This window comes from Dellaglioa sp. CoH-57-MRSF-17 (genome assembly GCF_056782015.1).
In genome coordinates this window covers 103,120-119,649 of the sequence record NZ_JBXAXY010000002.1, presented here as the reverse complement: position 1 = coordinate 119,649, position 16,530 = coordinate 103,120, and the positions used below count along the sequence as shown (strand labels likewise).

Genomic DNA, 16,530 nt, shown 5'->3' with positions numbered 1-16,530 from the left:
TAAATTGTTTGAAATAAAACTATTAAAAAATCCCCTAACCTGTTGGTAGCAAGTTAGAGGGTATAAATATATTAACAAATAATTTTATCATATTTCTAGGAGTAGAGATATAGATTTCGGAGGAAATATATTCATGAGTACTACATTTACAATTATTTTTCTTATTGGTTTAGTTGTTTTTTTTACAGGTGTAACTTGGTTTATTGTAGCTTGGGGTAATAAAGCTTCTAATTTAATACCACTAATTTTATTGATTGCCGGTTTAGGCATATCAATTATTTCTTTTAGCGTGATGTCGGTAACATCTGATAAAGATTCGTCAGCGCGTTCATCGTCTAATTTTAGATCGTCAAGTGCTAGTGACTCGTCAGAATCAGATGATGATTCTAGTTATGATGACGATGATGATTCATATGTTGACGATGAATCTGAATCTGATTCAGAATCTGACGATGAGTCATACACTGATGATGAATCCGATTCAGAATCTACTTCATCTTTTGGCGATTCTGTAGATTTAACTGACGACTCAAAGATAACCGTTGACTCTGCTGAAAAAGAAACGTCAGTTCCTTTAAATGATGTTAAATCCGGTGATACACAAGTTGCTGTTAAAGTAACCGTTCAAAATAATGGTACAGGTCCACTAGATTTCAATGGTCAAAAGTTTGACGTCTATGATAGTGATGATACTATTGGGGAATTTAATTCAGAGACTTACTCTGGTAATATTCCAAATTCAATAGCTGCCGGAAAAAAAGCTGTAATGACATTATACTTTACAACTTCTAATGCTGGTCCGTTCTCTGTCACTTACGGGGACTCAACTTGGGAATAAATATTTAACTAATTTTAACGAGTGTATAGATACTTCAAGCAGGTGCAACTCCTGCTGCTCGTTTTTGTTTATCTACGTGCATAGGAATCACGTTAAAAGCTAAAAAGGAGAATATTATCATGAAAGTTTTTAATGTTAGTTTAGTTGTTAATGAAAATTGTATTACAGAATATGAACATTTTATTGATCCTCTAGTGACGCAATCAAAAAAAGAATCTGGTAATATTTCATACAATCATTTTAAACAATTAGGTGCCAACAATCGTTATGCAATAATTGAGCATTGGCAAGACCAAGACGCAGTTAACTTCCACAATGAAACAACTTATTTTAAAGAATTTTTAGCAGGCATCAATCAATTTGTAACTGAAGAATTACAAGTTATTGTAATGGACGCCTAACTACCCTTTCGACCACCAGTTAAGCTGGCTATGAGTGCAAGGCTCATTGGTCGTATTGCTACAAAATTTTAAAAATTTAAGGAGATTTAATTTATGGGAGCTACTTCAATTTCAGCCAGACACGCAAATACAACTCGTATAAAGGAAAAGTTGGTACCGTTTCTAAAAACCTGATTAATCGCCGTTTCTTTTCGGACCGACCTTATCAAAAACTAGCAACAGATGTTACAGAAGTCCGTTGGGGTGACGAAACAATCGATGAACGGGCCCATTTCACCTGTATTTATGATCTGTTTTCAGGCAAAATTCTAAGTCATCAGATTAGTAAACATCCAACAGTTAAATTTACAACAAAGGTTTTGAAACAAGCAATTGCAAAAATCCCAAAAGATTTAAATTATCGAACGACGATTCATTCTGACCAAGGATTCCAATATCAACACAAAAATTGGGTTACTATTCTCAAAAAATATCGTATTTTTCAGAGTATGTCACGTAAAGCAACATGTTTAGATAACGCTGCCATGGAAAGCTTTTTCCATATTATGAAAGCTGAAGCTTTCTATCAAAAAGAAACCGATACATATGAAACACTAGTTTCACAAGTACCGGTTTGGATAAATGACTATAATTTTTCACGAATTAAAATAAAATTGGGTTGTAAAAGCCCGGTTGAACACCGAATTTTTATAACCCAGAATGCTGCATAAAGCTTCGTCCAATATTTAGGGTTCACTTCATTTTATTATTTTTTATTATTGACTCAGCTTCTTCTTCTCCAGCCTCTATAGCCTTTTTTTGAGTATCTCGGATGATGTCTAAAATAAGCCCAAAAATATTCAAAGACGCCGTAAATACTAAAATTAAAACTATTCCTTTCAAATACAAAATTACTTCAAAATCAATAAAGGTTTCAAATGATATTAACATAGTACTAATTGATATTCCAACTATGGTTAGCCATAAAAATGAAGTCCACATAAATGGTGTGAATATTTCAACAAATACGTTTTTTAATTGAGTATCTGTTTTAGAAACTAAATATATGTGTCCTAAATTATCTATATCAAAGATACTTTTAACCGCAACAAATAATGCGAATGTAAAAGATAATCCGGTAACAGAAATACCCAATAAGCTTGAAACTTCATAATTAACATTAATAATATCCGGAAAAAATAAATATATTATTGTAAATATTACATTTATCGAAATTCCAATTTTAGAGTATATATTGCATATAGTTGCTCGTTTTGAAGTCCATAATGCTCTCATCAATGATTTATTATCTACCATACTATCACCTATTTATGAAAATTTTTATTAACTATTACAGGTACAATTTTCATTATACTCATTGCCCTATGTTTTATCGATTTAAGGTATCCTCGCTTAGCATCTTCACCCAATTGTTTACTTAACTCTACTGTATTTACTTTTTCTCCTCTAGGGGCACTATATATTTTTTTCACATCTTCAGCATTTATACGTTTTCGACTAGCAAGGTCCCTATCTTCAACTTGCTGGGCACCATTAGGATAGACAAGATGTACTGTTACTCTTGCATAATCTTGCTTAATGCTAACGCTATCTTGAACTGCATTAACTGATACAGCACCCATATTGGTATTTTCTGCTGTATTTATAAATGATTCTATTCTTTCAGACATACTAATAGCTTCTTTCAAACTTTTGTCATTAGTAGAAATTAAAATTTTTTCAGTTTCCAATTCATAAAAAAAATTCACTCCAGCATTTATATATTCTTTATCCTGAATATACCGTATTATTTTTCTAGCCTCTAGCATCATTTTACGACCATGTCCGTAACGTCCGTACCCTTTTAAGTTGCCTATTATATCATCTTCTAAAACATCATCTAATGATTCTTTTAAAAATGGATATTTTTTAAGTAATTTGTCCATTTTTGTTCTCATTTCAACTTTTGTAACGCCCAAAAATTCTTTTGTCCATAAAATGCCCGAATTTTTTTCATAGTTTTCTATAACAGCAAAATATTCCTCTTCTATTTTTTTAGATTGAGCAACAAATTCTGTATATTCTATAGATTTGGATAATTCTTCTTTAACATCAGTATCCTTAAAAATAAAATTTAAATATGTTCCCCTTTCAAATCCATTAGGTATTCCAAAACTATTAGTTAGATCATCCTTTATTACATTATGTTTAAGCTGTTTCCAACCTTCTGATTTTCTTTCAACGTAAGTTCTAATTATATTTGGTGCTAAATTTAATTTAAATACATAATAATTGTCCAAATAGTTACTCCTCCAAATAATTTATACTCGCTCTATTATTAAACAATAAAAAAGACAGGTAAACAATACCTTTCTCATGTGTGTATAAATATTTGGATTAGAGATTAATAACTGATATCAAAATATCATATTACTAATATAACAGATTAATCACTTCAATTTGTTCACTAAATGTTCACTTTTTGAAATCATGTAAGTCTTCAATTAAGAATGAATCAGCAAACTGTAAGCATGCTCGATTCTTGTAAAAACTGTATCTCGTCTTTTCATATCCTAAATCATCCATTTCAATATCATTTTATTTATTATCTTCTGCAATATAGACATCTATTAATATTTTTCTACTAATAGTGTCACAACTCTTTAAAGCTACTAGAACATTATTAATAACTTGCTCAGCATAGATACGTTTAGTTATGGTCTCTTCGTGTTGATTGTTCCCTGAGGTACTTTTTAGGCATATCCATGATAATTGGCGACTTAATTCCGCTAATATCCTTCTGACTATATCTCTGCATTTTTGGTAACCATACTTTAAAAAAACGTTTAACCTTATTAATTGTAGATTTTTCATTGACTTGTGGGAATAGTTCGTTAAATGAAGATATAGCATTTCCCCCTTTACGTTTGTTATAATCATTGCCAGTCAGAGTAATAGTTGTATGTATAAGTCACCTTACTAAGTGGGTTTTATGTTATCTAAATCATTAATGAAACTCAAGTAGTGTAATTTCTCTGATTACTTCATTCTTCTCCTAAATGGTCAACTCATGAATAGTATCAATAACTGCGCTACCTTTATAAGAAAAATTATTGTTAAATTTGATAATCATCTGAGGAACGTCATTCTGATTAGAGCAACGCATTAACTCATCCCTGTAAATTTTTTTGATACGTAGTCATCTGTTAACAGAAACTATTAGTCCTATAGTTTCTACTGAATGTACCACTATTTAAATATCATTTATTCAACATTCTATAGCTTTGCTATTCAGATCCAGCAATTTCATAAATAGTCAGTATTAGTTAAAAACAAAATACTGAGTTTACAATAACAGTTCTGAATTAGTAAGATATTAACCTAAACAAATACCTAGCCTTCATTTAAATAATTAATTTATCACCCAAGAAAATTTTGATGCATTTTAATAATAAAAATCATCCACAAGTTTATTTTCACCAACACCAAACATTTTTACCTACTCCCAGTTGTTATAATTTGTAGAATAACTGATAATTAGTTATTATAGAGAGGCATAAAAAAGTTTGGAGGAATTAGAATGAAATTATTAAATGATAGCACTCTAGAAAAAATCGGGAAGTTTGCAAGTATTTTATCTATCTTAATGTATGTCTCATACATCCCACAAATCATTTCCAACCTTAATGGTAGCCAGGGTAATCCTGTTCAGCCCTTGGTTGCCTGTATTAATTGCATATTTTGGACTGTCTATGGCGTATGTGGTAAAAATAAAGACTGGCCTATATTCTTTGCAAACGTACCGGGTATCTTTCTAGGCGCCATCGCTTTCTTCACTGCCTTATAAAATATCATATACATAAAATAGAATACTTACGTGCAGATAGGGAATCACGTTAAAAGCTCCATACGGGGGAATTCTTCATGAAACTAAAAATTAACACTGCAGCAGGTACTTTCGATATCATAAATACTATATTAGTAGCCTTTTCTTGGCTTATCGTTATTTTAACTGGTATCAATAAATCTACTGTAACATCACACGCTGTCTCTGGAACATCAACCTTAACTAGCGGTACAGCTATTTTCTTTTATATTATGCTAGGAATTGGCCTTATTCTTCACATTGTTGCACTTGTTCAATCAAGAAAAGCTGATATCTCTATTACTGGCCATGTTCTTGGTATTATTGGTTGCGGTTTATTTCTTTTATCAATGGTTTTTGCCCTTCCTACATTTATTTTATTAATCATTGCAGCAGTTTTCACACTCAAACAAGCTCCTGCTAAGCACTAATAAACAAAATTTAACATAAATTTCTAACGAGCGTATAGATACTTTTAGTAGGTGCGATTCCTACTGCTCGCTTTGCACCATAAAAATATTGGGGGATTTAAAATGAAAAAATTTATTAGCTTACTAGGGGTTCTAAGCGTATCAATGCTACTATTGTCTGCTTGCGAATATAGTTATAATTCTGATTCCAGTTCTAACAAAAATAGCTCTTCTTCTCAACAGTCGTCTGCATCATCCAACACAAAGGCCTCATCTTCTAAGGCCAAAGATTCTTCTAAAGAATCTTCATCATCTACTAAGAAGACATCTTCTTCTGAGAGCTTTGATATTAATGATAGTACTTCGTCTGCTAAAGACGTTCATATTCATGAATCTGAAGATGGTGCTGATTTTAATTTTGATACTGGTTCTTGATTTTTTACTTAAGTTAATTTTAAAAGAGATTAGTCTCATTCAAATAAAAACTGTTATTCAGTTATTAACACAAAAAAGCCTTCAATATTGGACAAAAATCCAATGTCGAAGGCTTTTCTTTATTAAAATTTAAAATACGAATTATTAATGATTCCTTATTTACGACGCTCAGTTGTAAATTAATTACTAATAATACGATACCAAGCTCTTAAAATTCAGTAACCTGCTTAAATTTTTGTCCAATATTATTGGTTAGCTCCAATTTAAGACTGTTTTAATTAATAATTATTTTCTTGTCTTTCAATATTTTCCATATTTTTTTTAACAAATTCATTTTCAATATCATTCCAAGACAATTTTAAATCAACTAACCCGAATTTAATAAAAAGATGCCAAGCATGTTTAAAATCTTCTAATTTATGACTAAATAAACTTTTAGAAATCATTAATTTTAACGATAAAAAGACTTTATTCAATGACATTGTCATAGGCTTTTTTGCAAAATCATCCATCTCTTCGTCACTAATTAATAATAAATAGGTCCATTTATTTTGATTGGCAATATTAAAAAAGAAACTCATTGCATCAACATATTCTGAGAGTACTGTCTCTTCATGCGTTTTGCCTTTTTCCATTTTTTGTCCACGATTTTCTTTCCAGACTTTAAACCATTCAACCGTGTTGGCTAATTCTGATAGTTCAACATCCAAGCTCACATAGGCGTTAAACAATCTCTCTTCAGGACTCCATCTAATTTTTTTATCTTGAATAACATCCCGATCAAAGCTTCGTTCCATTTGGATCATATCTGTTAAGTTCACTAAATTTTCCTCCAAAAAAATCTGCCCACTAGTAACTAACGGACAGACATTTTTTTATTATTTAAAAATCAAGGGATCTGATTTAATACTTAATTCATTTATATTATTCAAGTACCAATTTCTAATGAAAGGTTCATTCAACAAAATATCGAACCATGAAATTTCTTGGGCAGCATCCATAACAGCAACGACCCATTTTTCATTATCACTCTCACCCATTTGTTGTTGATCATAAATTGTTATTTCAGATTTAGCTAATTTTAAAACAGCACTATTATTTGCGCCTGCTTCAACCATTAACTCATTTTCTGAAGCAAGTACAAATAATTCATCGATAACACTTCGTTTAAGTATATCTTCAGACAATTCGTATCTTGCTGGATTACCTGAATCCAATAGATTAAGATCAACGCTAAATCCATAATCTTCTTTTAAATACGTCGCAAAATCAATTAACATCATTTCAAGATATTTAATCGATTTTGCGTCTAATTTTTCCAAGTAACTAACAATTAAGACATTTGTAATAGCTGTACTATTAATTCGAATCATTCTTTTACGTAAATTTAAATAAAATAAAGATTCTCCTGATTCTTGTGCAACATAATAAGCGCCATCATTATCATCAATTTTAAAGGAAAAACTATCTACGACATTAATCCCAGGTATTTCATGGACAAGTGCTTTTCTAGGCTCTGAGAAGTGTAAAATAGCCGTTTCATTATCATGCAAGTCCATTAAACGGTTAAAGAAGAGTAAACAATAATCTGCAGCACTATATTTTTGCGGGAATGTTAAATAATTAGTGTCAAGTTGATAACCCATCAAACTCATTGCGGCATCAATCAACTCAACTTTATCCTGGGTATTCATTAAAACATCTAATGTTTCCGTAAATTTAATCCCATTGTTCAGACTTAATTTAATTTGTTCATTAAAGTTTACTAAACGCGATTTTGTAGAAACTAACTGCTTTTCTTTTTCAGCCATTATTCAGTCACCTGTCCTTTTTGACTAATTAAGTGAGATAAATAACTGTAATATAAGGCATCATTTTGTTTAGTGAATTTTTCAAAATCACCAAATATACCAATAACACTTTGTCTTTCATAACCAATCAACGTATCTTCTTTGGCTAAACTTAAAACATCAGTCTCACTTGATTTAATATCTTGATATGCACTGCTGGCTTTTTCATCCATCTCAGTTAACTCTGTTAATCTTTCTTTTAACACGCGACGTTCTTCACGAATACGTCCAGCATCCCAAGGACGCCCTTTTTCTTGTGAATTACGTTTCATATCTTCGCGAATTTTGTCTTTTTCAGCGTCACGTTCATCCTGAGAATCAACTAATTCTTGACGTTCTTTATTTTGAATTGATATTTGATTAATTTTATCTGTATTAACACGTTTATTCGTTTCTTCCAATTCAAAAGACTTAGCTAATTTAGCTAGTTCTTCTTCATCAAATTTAAATTCAACATTTAAAACGTCTAAATAGCCAAATTCTTTTCGATCCCACCAATTACCAAAATGAATTTTGAATTTTCCAACTTCCATTTCTTCAAAATAGAAGAATGGATACGTATCACGTAAATATGAGATAAGTTTCAAACTTAAATATTGTTGAATTTGTGGATAATCTTTAATGACCAACTCTTCTTGAATGGCAGATTCCGAAACGCTTCTTTTCTTTAACACTAGTTGTGCGTAACGAGATTGGTTAATGAGTTGATAAACTAATCGATCATCTTCTTGTTTAATCGCCTCTCTAAGTTGATTTAAGTACTCAACTTTTTTAGATAGAGTGCGTTCGATATTGTTTGTAGCTTCACTGTGATCCGATAAATTAAATTGATTGTCTTTTATCATAGTTTACCCCTTATTCATATTTAATGATTATTTTTTTTACTATGTATTGTGATTTTTCTTTGCATAATCAAAAAAACTAAAACAATTTTACTTGTCCTAGTTTCATTATCAATCATTTAGTTAGTCATTTCAAACCTTTATTACACTTTTTTTAATAAAGTTCTAAATATTGATCTCTTTCCCATTCAGAAACTTCTTGACGGTAAGCAGCCCATTCTAATTTTTTGGCTTCAATAAAGCTTGGATATAAATGAGGACCCATTGCTTTTTCCATGATATCATCTTTTTCCAATGCTTTAATGGCATTGTGTAGTGTCGATGGTAAGTCACTAATATGATTATCTTGGCGTTCTTGACGGTTCATTACGTAAATATTTCTATCAACAGATGCAGGTGGTACAACTTTATTTCTAAGTCCATCAAGTCCTGCTTCTAAAATAGCCGCAATAACAAGATAAGGATTAGCAGTTGCATCAACACTTCTTAACTCTAATCGAGTTGATAACCCACGAGCCATTGGTACACGAACTAATGGCGATCGGTTACGTCCAGACCAAGCAACATAAACAGGTGCCTCAAATCCAGGGACAAGACGTTTATATGAGTTAACTGTTGGATTAGTAATTGCTGTGTAACCACGTGCATGTTGTAATAAACCACCTAAGAAGTGGTAGGCATCTTCAGATAATTGCATCTTATCTTTTTCATCAAAGAATGCATTACCATCTTTATGAAATAATGACATATTAATATGCATCCCTGAACCATTAATTCCATTCAATGGTTTTGGCATAAATGTCGCATGTAGACCATGTTTTCTAGCTACCGTTTTAACGACTAATTTAAATGTTTGGATGTTATCACAGGCTTGTAAAGCATCTGCGTATTTAAAATCAATTTCATGTTGGCCAGGTGCTACTTCATGATGAGAAGCTTCAACATCAAAACCCATGTTTTCAAGTTCTAACACGATATCTCGACGACAATTTTCACCTAAATCAACTGGTGCTAAATCAAAATAGCTACCTTTATCGTTTAATTGTGTTGTAGGTTTTCCCGTTATAGGGTCTAATTTAAATAAGAAAAATTCTGGTTCAGGTCCAATATTAAATTCAGTAAACCCTAAATCATTCATTTCTTTTAAGACACGGATAAGGTTATTTCTTGGATCACCTTGGAATGGTTTACGTTCAGCGTTATAAACTTCACAAATAATACGCGCAATTTTTCCATGTTCATGTTCCCATGGGAAAATCATCCAAGTTGATAAATCTGGGTATAAGTACATATCACTTTCTTCGATTCGAACGAATCCGTCGATTGAAGAACCATCGAACATTAATTTGTTTTCTAATAATTTGTCTAGTTGGCTAATCGGAACTTCCACGTTCTTAATAATTCCGAATAAATCTGTAAACATAAGTCTTAAAAATTTAACGTTCTCTTTTTTTGCCATTGTAACAATGTCATCTTTAGTGTATGCAGCTTTTGCCATTTTATCTCTCCTCAGTATTTATAATTTATAGACGCTTGTTTGTGTTAAAAGAAGGATCGTCAGGATTTTTAAGTCCACTAACTGAAAGAAATTCATTTTGAAAAATATGTCTAACATCATTATCTGTCAAAGGCTTTTCTAACAATTTGCGTTGCTTTTTAGCCTGTGCTTCCTTTTCAAAATAAATTTCTTTAATGCCAACCATATTCATGCCTTCATCTAAATAATCTTTAATTTCAAATAACTTATCAATATCATTCAGTGAATACATTCTGCGATTACCATCATTTCTTTGGGGCATAATTAACTCCTGCTCCTCATAATAACGAATTTGACGAGCCGTTAAGTCCGTTAATTTCATTACCGTTCCAATTGGTAATACCGCTAATGATCGTCTGAGTTCCTTCTCTTTCATAAACAAGCCTCCTTTTTAATTACATCCTTATAGTAACAAGGAAATAAATGACTGTCAACGTACAATGTTAGATTTTATAACATAGCTTACAGTCGATTGTTCAATAGAATGTTTTTTCAACTGCAGCTGTAACTGCTAACTTAACATGCGCATACGTTAACCCACCCTGAACATAAAGCGTATAAGGTTCTCTTATTGGACCATCAGCTGACAATTCGACACTAGCACCTTCAACAAAAGTACCCGCAGCCATAATAACTTTATCTTCATAACCAGCCATATCACTTGGTTTTGGTTCAACATATGCATCAACGGGAGATTCACGTTGGATAGCTTGAGCAAACTTAACCATTGGTTCTGGTTTACCAAAGTTAACCGTTTGAATGAGATCAGTTCTTGGTGCATCCCATTTTGGTGACACATCTAATCCCATTTTTTCAAGTAATGCACTCGTATAGATAGCACCTTTAATTGCCTCACCTGTTACATGAGGTGCTAAAAAGAACCCTTGAATAAAATCTCTCATAACATTTAAGGTGGCGCCCTCTTCATTACCAGTACCAGGTGTTGTTAGGCGGTAACCAGCTTTTTCAATTAAATCAGCACGTCCAACGATGTAACCACCCGTTTTAGCTAAACCACCACCAGCATTTTTAATTAGTGACCCTGACATGATATCAGCACCTACCTCTGTTGGTTCAATTGTTTCAGAAAATTCACCATAGCAGTTATCGATAAAAATAATCACATCTTTTGAAATTTTACGAACTTCTTTAATCATCTCAGCAATTTCAGATACCATAAAACTATCTCTAGTTGCATACCCACGAGAACGTTGGATTGCAACAACTTTAACCTTATCCGTTAACTTTTCTTTTAAACCATTAGAATCCATATGATTGTCAGCCGTTAATGGGACGTAATCAAACCCGATACCATATTCTTTCATTGAACCAATACCCGTTCCAGAAATACCAATAACTTCCTGAATCGTATCGTATGGCATCCCAGTAATATATAATAAATCGTCCCCTGGTCGTAACATACCAAAAAGGGCTGTTGAAATTGAATGCGTTCCTGAAACAATTTGTGGTCTCACCATTGCCGCTTCTGTTTTGAAAACATCTGCATAGATACGATCAAGTCCATCGCGGCCGATATCGTCGTATCCATATCCTGTTGATCCGGCAAAATATGTTTCAGAAACATTATTTTTCTTAAAAGCTTCCAAGACTTTTTGTTGGTTAAACAAAACCTGTTCATCAATTTCTTTTAGTCTTGGTTCAATTTGAGTATCAACTTCTCCTACAACATTTGCTAACTCCTGTGATAAATTATCTATCCATTTTTGCATATATTCTTCTCCTTATGACTTTTGTCCTTTTAACCAATCCACTATTTGTATTTCTATTTTACTTAGTTGTTCCGGATGCTCGATTAAATCAAACCAGTTAACTGCCATTTTATTTCTAAACCAAGTTAATTGTCGTTTTGCGTAACGCCTTGAGTTGCGTTTTATTAACTCTGTCGCTTCATCAAGTGATTGTTTTTCTTCAAAATAAGCATATAGCTCTTTATATCCAATACCTTTACTAGCTGGTAAATCATTGGTTTTTTGGTTAAAAAGCCATTTTGCTTCATCAATCAGCCCGGAACCAATCATAAGGTCAACTCGACGATTAATCCGATCATATAGCACTGACCTATCAGTCGATAACCCAATAATAAAGGGGTTAAACTCATCCGTTTTTTGATCCGCTTGCGCCGAAAACAATTGATTTGATTTTTTAATAACCTCTAATGCCCTGATTACTCGTAGCGTATTATTAACTGGAATTTTTAATGCTGCATTTGGATCTAAGCTTTCTAATTCTTGCCAAAGTGCCTCAGGACCGATTTTTTCACTACGTTCTTGTAATTCTTTTCTTAAATTTAAATCGTCGTCATTATCTGTTCCCAATTGAAAATTATCAAGTAATGCCTGTAAATAAAATCCGGTCCCACCAACAATTATTGGTAATTTCCCTCTAGAGGCAATATCACTAATTGCTGCGCGACTTTCGACTGTAAAATCAGCGACTGAATAACGTTCATCACTATTCTTGTGATTAATTAAATAATGTGGAATTCCATCCATCTCATCTTCTGTAATTTTAGCCGTCCCTATATCTAATTTCCGGTAAACTTGCATAGAATCGCCTGAAATAATCTCACCATTAAATTTTTTTGCTAATTTTATCGATAAATCAGTTTTACCAACTGCAGTTGGCCCAACAATTAACAATACTTTTTGCGTCATTTCTAATCTCCTTGAATATCTTTTCGTACTTCTATTGCTTTTGCAGGAAAATCTGTAAAAATGGCATCATATTTCTTTTTAAAACAATAAGTCATATCCTTAACTGAATTAACTGTCCAAGGGCGAATCAGTAGCTTTGGCCAAAATAAGCCATGTCGTTCTCTCAGCCAGGTCACATCAGGGTGTAAGCTAGTGATTAAATGATGCTTAGCCAATTGACGCGACTCTTTAATTTTAAATTGGAATAAACTCGCGAATTCTGCATCAGGATTAATTTTTTGCATTCTACGAATTGAGTTTGGATTAAAACTAGAATACAAAAGATGAATATCTGATGGTAATTGTTCCATTTGTTTATTTACAAGTTCTTCTATACCTTGGTATTCTATATGATTCGTTTTTAATTCTAAATTAAAAGTGCCTTTAAAGTTGTTATCTTTTAACAACTCAATTACTTCTTTTAATGTTGGAATTTGTTCACCTTGATAGTCAGAACTGAATTTAATTCCTGCATCTGCTTTTTTTAATTCCGCTAGTGTCAGATTTACTACCTTACCTGTTAAATTTGTGGTCCTATCAATTTTTTCATCATGCATAATGATTAGTTCACCATCTTTAGACAACTGAACATCAGTCTCAATGCCGTCGGCTCCTGCATCTATTGCGGCCTGAAAACTAACTAACGTATTTTCTGGTCTGGTTCCCTTACTTCCGCGATGCGCATAAATTTTGGTCTGCATATACAAGTCACCCCTAACTTTCAAAAATTATTATATCATTAATCGTAAAATAGCGGTGCTTTTAGTGGCAATTTTAGATTGAATAAGTCATAATAAAGATGTCAAATGAATAAGGAGGTCTACATAATGAAAAACTTTTCAAAAGGTTTCTTAGTCGGAACTGCTGCAACTGTAGGCGCATTAGTTGGTAGCGTCTTTGCCTTTAAAAAAACTGTTGTTGCACCCATCGAAGAAAAAGAACAAATGATTGAAGAAAACCGTAAACGTGCAACACGTAAGAGCCGTTCATCACACCATTCATAAACTAATAAAAGCATTGAAGAATTTTCATTCCTCAATGCTTTTTCTTTTTAGCGTTTTTTTGTTCTACCATCCCATTTTGAAAAACCTGTTTTCAAAATAGTAATATCTGTATAGCCTTGTTTGTGTAATTTATAGGCTGCTCGAGTACTAATCGATTTACCTTGGTCATATAAGTAAAGAGGTAAATCTTTTCTTAAACCACCAATCGCTGTTTTAAATTGAGAATAGGGAATATTTCTTGCTCCCATAATATGAGAAGCATCAAATTCACTTTTTTCACGTAAATCAACAACTTGCGCCTTACGCATACCTTCATTAAATTCTTCATTTGTTACTAATTTAGCTGCACGGCGACCCATATACCAAAGATAAAATTGGTTACCAGCTAACCCAACTAAAATAATAATCAAAATGATATTAATTATTAAACTAACCTTTACTGCTCCTAAAATCATACTAGTTCTCCCCTCAATTATTATTTAATAAACTGACGAGCAAGTGAAGCGGCACCAATAACGCCAGCTTCATTTCCTAATTGTGCTAATTTTAATGATGTTGATGAACGAACTGTTGGGAATGAAAATTGTTTAAAGTATTTAGTAACTTGATCTAATAGGAACGTTCCAGCAGCAGAAACACCGCCACCGATAACAATATATGCTGGATTTAACATATTACCTAAGTTACCACAAGCTAGTCCAAGATAATACGATACCTTATCAACGACCATTTTACCTAAAACATCATTCTCTTTAGCTAAATCAAAAACTAATTTAGATGTAATTTCTTGTCCGTCATCTAACATTTCTTTTAATTTTGATTGGCCAGCAAACTCTTCAGCCATATCACGAGCTACACGTACAACACCAGTAGCTGAAGCATATTGTTCTAAACAACCATGCTTACCACAAGTACACATGTAGCCATTAGGTTCAACTGTAATATGTCCAACTTCGCCACCAGCACCAGCAACACCATGTAATAATGCACCGTTAGCGATAATACCGCCACCAACACCAGTTCCAAGCGTGATGAAGGCAACTTCATCATCATTTTCGCCAGCGCCTTTCCAACGTTCACCTAAAGCAGCAACGTTGGCGTCATTATCAATAGCAAATGGAATTTGTGTACCGGATTCAATATCTGCTTGAACATTTTGCAATGTTTTCCAGTTCAAATTATATGCACCAATAACAGTTCCATCTGCACGATTTACTGTACCTGGTGAGCCCATACCAATTCCAACGAATTGATCAGCAGTCATATCAAATAGTCTGATATGGTGATTAATTGAAGCAATGATATCTGGCACAATATGTGAGCCTTCATCAAGAACGTTTGTTTCAATACTCCATTTTTGTTGAATATCGCCTGTTTCAGTTAAAATAGCGAATTTAACTGTTGTGCCACCTAAGTCGACACCAATTAATTTTTTTTCAATTACCATTATTCAAATTCCTCCACTTACACTCTCAATTATTTTGTTCTTCAACTCGATGTTCATGAGATAGTACAATTTTAGCTCTAGCATAGATTTTGTCATCAATCACTCCTGATCGATGTAAATTATCTAATTCCAATGCCATTAATTCAATATCCCACATACGTTTACCAACATAAACGTACACACCAAATTGTTTCAATAGTTGTTGGACATCATACAAATTTTTCAATTAACGGTCACCACCTTAAACTAGATACTATTAGAAATTCCAATTTTAATCAGAATTAAATTGATAATAATTAAAATAACGAATGCAGCTATCTGTTTAATATGACTGATTCGTGCCAATCTTGGTGCGCCTACAGTCGTTGCGATTAAGAATCCAGATAAAATACCGCCAATATGAGCTGCATTATCTGTACTTGACGACATAAACCCAAACGCAAGATTTAACACAATGAATAGTAAAAATTGCTGCGACATTTGTCTAAAATAGGCACTTTTTCTAAAATTATCACCTAACATTAGGAATGCCCCAAATAAACCAAAAATAGCACCACTAGCGCCTGCCGAAATAGTATCTGGACTGAACGTGAAACTTGCAATATTGCCAGCAATTCCAGCAAGCAAATAAATGCCTGTAAAACGCCAATGACCAAATAACATCTCAATTTGGATACCAATAAAATACAATGTAACCATATTAAGGACAATATGTTCAAATCCAATATGTAAAAATATGGGATTAAATAATCGCCACCACTCGCCGTCCATGATCAGTGGATTATATTTAGCGCCAAATTCAATTAATACATTTGTGTCTTGACTACCACCAGCAAGTGTCATTGCGATGAAAACAATTGCTGATAATCCAATAAAAAAGTACGTCATAAATGGTGTATTTTTGTATTTTGCCAAATTCATAGATAGCTCCTTATTTCATATAAAAATTTACAAAATAACGTTTACAAGATTTTATTTCAACTAGTATAAAAGTTATTTAAAACAAAAAAACAACAGGAAAATTCCCGTTGTTATTTTGTTTCGCGATGTAAAGTAACCTTACGATCACGTGGGCAAAATTTATTAAGCTCAACACGATCTGGATTATTACGTTTGTTTTTACTTGATAGGTATGTCCGTTCATGACATTCCGTACATTCTAATGTAATGTGTACACGCATGGTTGCAACCCTCCATATATTTCTTCA

21 protein-coding genes and 1 pseudogene are annotated in these 16,530 nt (G+C 32.7%); 7 read left to right on the top strand and 15 right to left on the bottom strand.

The annotated features are described in order from the left end of the window. Positions 1–133: 133 nt before the first annotated feature. The 3 genes and pseudogenes from AC1RPJ_RS02505 to AC1RPJ_RS02495 form a co-directional block, all read left to right on the top strand. Complete coding sequence (locus AC1RPJ_RS02505; RefSeq protein ID WP_481761242.1) at positions 134–838, top strand: DUF4352 domain-containing protein; 705 nt, start codon at positions 134–136, stop codon at positions 836–838. 119 nt (positions 839–957) lie between these two features. Then, positions 958–1,239: a putative quinol monooxygenase gene (locus tag AC1RPJ_RS02500; RefSeq protein ID WP_481761241.1), complete on the top strand. Its 282-nt coding sequence runs from the start codon at positions 958–960 to the stop codon at positions 1,237–1,239. A 116-nt stretch (positions 1,240–1,355) separates the two neighbouring features. Continuing rightward, positions 1,356–1,949: pseudogene (locus tag AC1RPJ_RS02495) on the top strand (IS3 family transposase); the annotation flags it as partial. Positions 1,950–1,971: 22 nt separating this feature from the next. Here AC1RPJ_RS02495 and AC1RPJ_RS02490 read toward each other — a convergent pair. Both AC1RPJ_RS02490 and AC1RPJ_RS02485 read right to left on the bottom strand, forming a co-directional pair. Further along, positions 1,972–2,535: a hypothetical protein gene (locus AC1RPJ_RS02490; RefSeq protein WP_481761240.1), complete on the bottom strand. Its 564-nt coding sequence runs from the start codon at positions 2,533–2,535 to the stop codon at positions 1,972–1,974. An 8-nt stretch (positions 2,536–2,543) separates the two neighbouring features. Beyond that, positions 2,544–3,518 (bottom strand): hypothetical protein, encoded by a 975-nt coding sequence (locus tag AC1RPJ_RS02485; RefSeq protein ID WP_481761239.1) that lies wholly within the window; start codon positions 3,516–3,518, stop codon positions 2,544–2,546. Positions 3,519–4,798: 1,280 nt separating this feature from the next. On the opposite strand from AC1RPJ_RS02485, the gene AC1RPJ_RS02480 reads away from it, so the two are divergent. From AC1RPJ_RS02480 to AC1RPJ_RS02470, 3 genes are all read left to right on the top strand, one after another. Then, positions 4,799–5,065: a SemiSWEET family transporter gene (locus tag AC1RPJ_RS02480; RefSeq protein ID WP_481761237.1), complete on the top strand. Its 267-nt coding sequence runs from the start codon at positions 4,799–4,801 to the stop codon at positions 5,063–5,065. 77 nt (positions 5,066–5,142) lie between these two features. Next, positions 5,143–5,514 carry a transporter gene (locus AC1RPJ_RS02475; protein ID WP_409022645.1) on the top strand — a complete coding sequence of 124 codons (372 nt, stop codon included), beginning with the start codon at positions 5,143–5,145 and terminating at the stop codon, positions 5,512–5,514. Positions 5,515–5,658: 144 nt separating this feature from the next. Beyond that, entirely contained in the window at positions 5,659–5,928 is a 270-nt protein-coding gene (locus AC1RPJ_RS02470) for a hypothetical protein (protein ID WP_481762174.1), read from the top strand. Positions 5,929–6,206: 278 nt separating this feature from the next. Here the strand turns inward: AC1RPJ_RS02470 and AC1RPJ_RS02465 are convergent, their stop codons facing one another. From AC1RPJ_RS02465 to AC1RPJ_RS02430, 8 genes are all read right to left on the bottom strand, one after another. Continuing rightward, positions 6,207–6,749 carry a dUTP diphosphatase gene (locus tag AC1RPJ_RS02465; protein ID WP_481761235.1) on the bottom strand — a complete coding sequence of 181 codons (543 nt, stop codon included), beginning with the start codon at positions 6,747–6,749 and terminating at the stop codon, positions 6,207–6,209. A 57-nt stretch (positions 6,750–6,806) separates the two neighbouring features. Then, positions 6,807–7,739, bottom strand: coding sequence for a hypothetical protein (locus tag AC1RPJ_RS02460; RefSeq protein ID WP_481761234.1), 933 nt, complete (start codon positions 7,737–7,739; stop codon positions 6,807–6,809). After that, positions 7,739–8,623 carry an exonuclease SbcC gene (locus AC1RPJ_RS02455; protein ID WP_481761233.1) on the bottom strand — a complete coding sequence of 295 codons (885 nt, stop codon included), beginning with the start codon at positions 8,621–8,623 and terminating at the stop codon, positions 7,739–7,741. Before AC1RPJ_RS02455 ends, AC1RPJ_RS02460 begins: the two co-directional genes overlap by 1 nt. 151 nt (positions 8,624–8,774) lie before the next feature. Further along, the gene (glnA, locus tag AC1RPJ_RS02450) at positions 8,775–10,118 is read right to left on the bottom strand and encodes a type I glutamate--ammonia ligase (RefSeq protein ID WP_409022650.1); all 1,344 of its coding nucleotides are present in this window, start codon (positions 10,116–10,118) and stop codon (positions 8,775–8,777) included. A 25-nt stretch (positions 10,119–10,143) separates the two neighbouring features. Then, the gene (locus AC1RPJ_RS02445) at positions 10,144–10,533 is read right to left on the bottom strand and encodes a MerR family transcriptional regulator (protein WP_481761232.1); all 390 of its coding nucleotides are present in this window, start codon (positions 10,531–10,533) and stop codon (positions 10,144–10,146) included. Between the two features lie 100 nt (positions 10,534–10,633). Then, a complete protein-coding gene (locus AC1RPJ_RS02440; protein ID WP_481761231.1) occupies positions 10,634–11,887 on the bottom strand; it encodes a methionine gamma-lyase family protein in 1,254 nt (417 codons plus the stop codon). 12 nt (positions 11,888–11,899) lie between these two features. After that, positions 11,900–12,832 (bottom strand): tRNA (adenosine(37)-N6)-dimethylallyltransferase MiaA, encoded by a 933-nt coding sequence (gene miaA, locus AC1RPJ_RS02435; RefSeq protein WP_481761230.1) that lies wholly within the window; start codon positions 12,830–12,832, stop codon positions 11,900–11,902. A gap of 2 nt (positions 12,833–12,834) precedes the next feature. Beyond that, the gene (locus tag AC1RPJ_RS02430; RefSeq protein ID WP_481761229.1) at positions 12,835–13,572 is read right to left on the bottom strand and encodes a glycerophosphodiester phosphodiesterase; all 738 of its coding nucleotides are present in this window, start codon (positions 13,570–13,572) and stop codon (positions 12,835–12,837) included. A gap of 126 nt (positions 13,573–13,698) precedes the next feature. Between AC1RPJ_RS02430 and AC1RPJ_RS02425 the strand changes: the two genes are divergently transcribed. Next, positions 13,699–13,875 carry a DUF3042 family protein gene (locus AC1RPJ_RS02425; RefSeq protein WP_409022655.1) on the top strand — a complete coding sequence of 59 codons (177 nt, stop codon included), beginning with the start codon at positions 13,699–13,701 and terminating at the stop codon, positions 13,873–13,875. 47 nt (positions 13,876–13,922) lie between these two features. Here AC1RPJ_RS02425 and AC1RPJ_RS02420 read toward each other — a convergent pair whose 3' ends face one another. The 5 genes from AC1RPJ_RS02420 to rpmG form a co-directional block, all read right to left on the bottom strand. Beyond that, on the bottom strand, positions 13,923–14,330 hold the full coding sequence (locus tag AC1RPJ_RS02420; protein ID WP_481761228.1) for a rhodanese-like domain-containing protein: 408 nt from the start codon (positions 14,328–14,330) through the stop codon (positions 13,923–13,925). A gap of 20 nt (positions 14,331–14,350) precedes the next feature. Beyond that, entirely contained in the window at positions 14,351–15,316 is a 966-nt protein-coding gene (locus AC1RPJ_RS02415) for an ROK family glucokinase (protein WP_481761402.1), read from the bottom strand. Between the two features lie 31 nt (positions 15,317–15,347). Further along, positions 15,348–15,548 carry a YqgQ family protein gene (locus AC1RPJ_RS02410; protein ID WP_409022657.1) on the bottom strand — a complete coding sequence of 67 codons (201 nt, stop codon included), beginning with the start codon at positions 15,546–15,548 and terminating at the stop codon, positions 15,348–15,350. 20 nt (positions 15,549–15,568) lie between these two features. After that, the gene (locus tag AC1RPJ_RS02405; RefSeq protein ID WP_481761227.1) at positions 15,569–16,243 is read right to left on the bottom strand and encodes a rhomboid family intramembrane serine protease; all 675 of its coding nucleotides are present in this window, start codon (positions 16,241–16,243) and stop codon (positions 15,569–15,571) included. Between the two features lie 110 nt (positions 16,244–16,353). Then, positions 16,354–16,503, bottom strand: a complete 150-nt coding sequence (rpmG, locus tag AC1RPJ_RS02400) for a 50S ribosomal protein L33 (RefSeq protein ID WP_057973409.1) — start codon at positions 16,501–16,503, stop codon at positions 16,354–16,356. Positions 16,504–16,530: the final 27 nt, after the last annotated feature.

Coding starts and splice junctions, on each gene's coding strand:
- AC1RPJ_RS02505 (WP_481761242.1), top strand. CDS start 134: ATGAGTACTACATTTACAATTATTTTTCTTATTGGTTTAGTTGTTTTT.
- AC1RPJ_RS02500 (WP_481761241.1), top strand. CDS start 958: ATGAAAGTTTTTAATGTTAGTTTAGTTGTTAATGAAAATTGTATTACA.
- AC1RPJ_RS02490 (WP_481761240.1), bottom strand. CDS start 2,535: ATGGTAGATAATAAATCATTGATGAGAGCATTATGGACTTCAAAACGA.
- AC1RPJ_RS02480 (WP_481761237.1), top strand. CDS start 4,799: ATGAAATTATTAAATGATAGCACTCTAGAAAAAATCGGGAAGTTTGCA.
- AC1RPJ_RS02475 (WP_409022645.1), top strand. CDS start 5,143: ATGAAACTAAAAATTAACACTGCAGCAGGTACTTTCGATATCATAAAT.
- AC1RPJ_RS02470 (WP_481762174.1), top strand. CDS start 5,659: ATGCTACTATTGTCTGCTTGCGAATATAGTTATAATTCTGATTCCAGT.
- AC1RPJ_RS02460 (WP_481761234.1), bottom strand. CDS start 7,739: ATGGCTGAAAAAGAAAAGCAGTTAGTTTCTACAAAATCGCGTTTAGTA.
- AC1RPJ_RS02455 (WP_481761233.1), bottom strand. CDS start 8,623: ATGATAAAAGACAATCAATTTAATTTATCGGATCACAGTGAAGCTACA.
- glnA (WP_409022650.1), bottom strand. CDS start 10,118: ATGGCAAAAGCTGCATACACTAAAGATGACATTGTTACAATGGCAAAA.
- AC1RPJ_RS02445 (WP_481761232.1), bottom strand. CDS start 10,533: ATGAAAGAGAAGGAACTCAGACGATCATTAGCGGTATTACCAATTGGA.
- AC1RPJ_RS02440 (WP_481761231.1), bottom strand. CDS start 11,887: ATGCAAAAATGGATAGATAATTTATCACAGGAGTTAGCAAATGTTGTA.
- miaA (WP_481761230.1), bottom strand. CDS start 12,832: ATGACGCAAAAAGTATTGTTAATTGTTGGGCCAACTGCAGTTGGTAAA.
- AC1RPJ_RS02430 (WP_481761229.1), bottom strand. CDS start 13,572: ATGCAGACCAAAATTTATGCGCATCGCGGAAGTAAGGGAACCAGACCA.
- AC1RPJ_RS02425 (WP_409022655.1), top strand. CDS start 13,699: ATGAAAAACTTTTCAAAAGGTTTCTTAGTCGGAACTGCTGCAACTGTA.
- AC1RPJ_RS02420 (WP_481761228.1), bottom strand. CDS start 14,330: ATGATTTTAGGAGCAGTAAAGGTTAGTTTAATAATTAATATCATTTTG.
- AC1RPJ_RS02405 (WP_481761227.1), bottom strand. CDS start 16,243: ATGAATTTGGCAAAATACAAAAATACACCATTTATGACGTACTTTTTT.
- rpmG (WP_057973409.1), bottom strand. CDS start 16,503: ATGCGTGTACACATTACATTAGAATGTACGGAATGTCATGAACGGACA.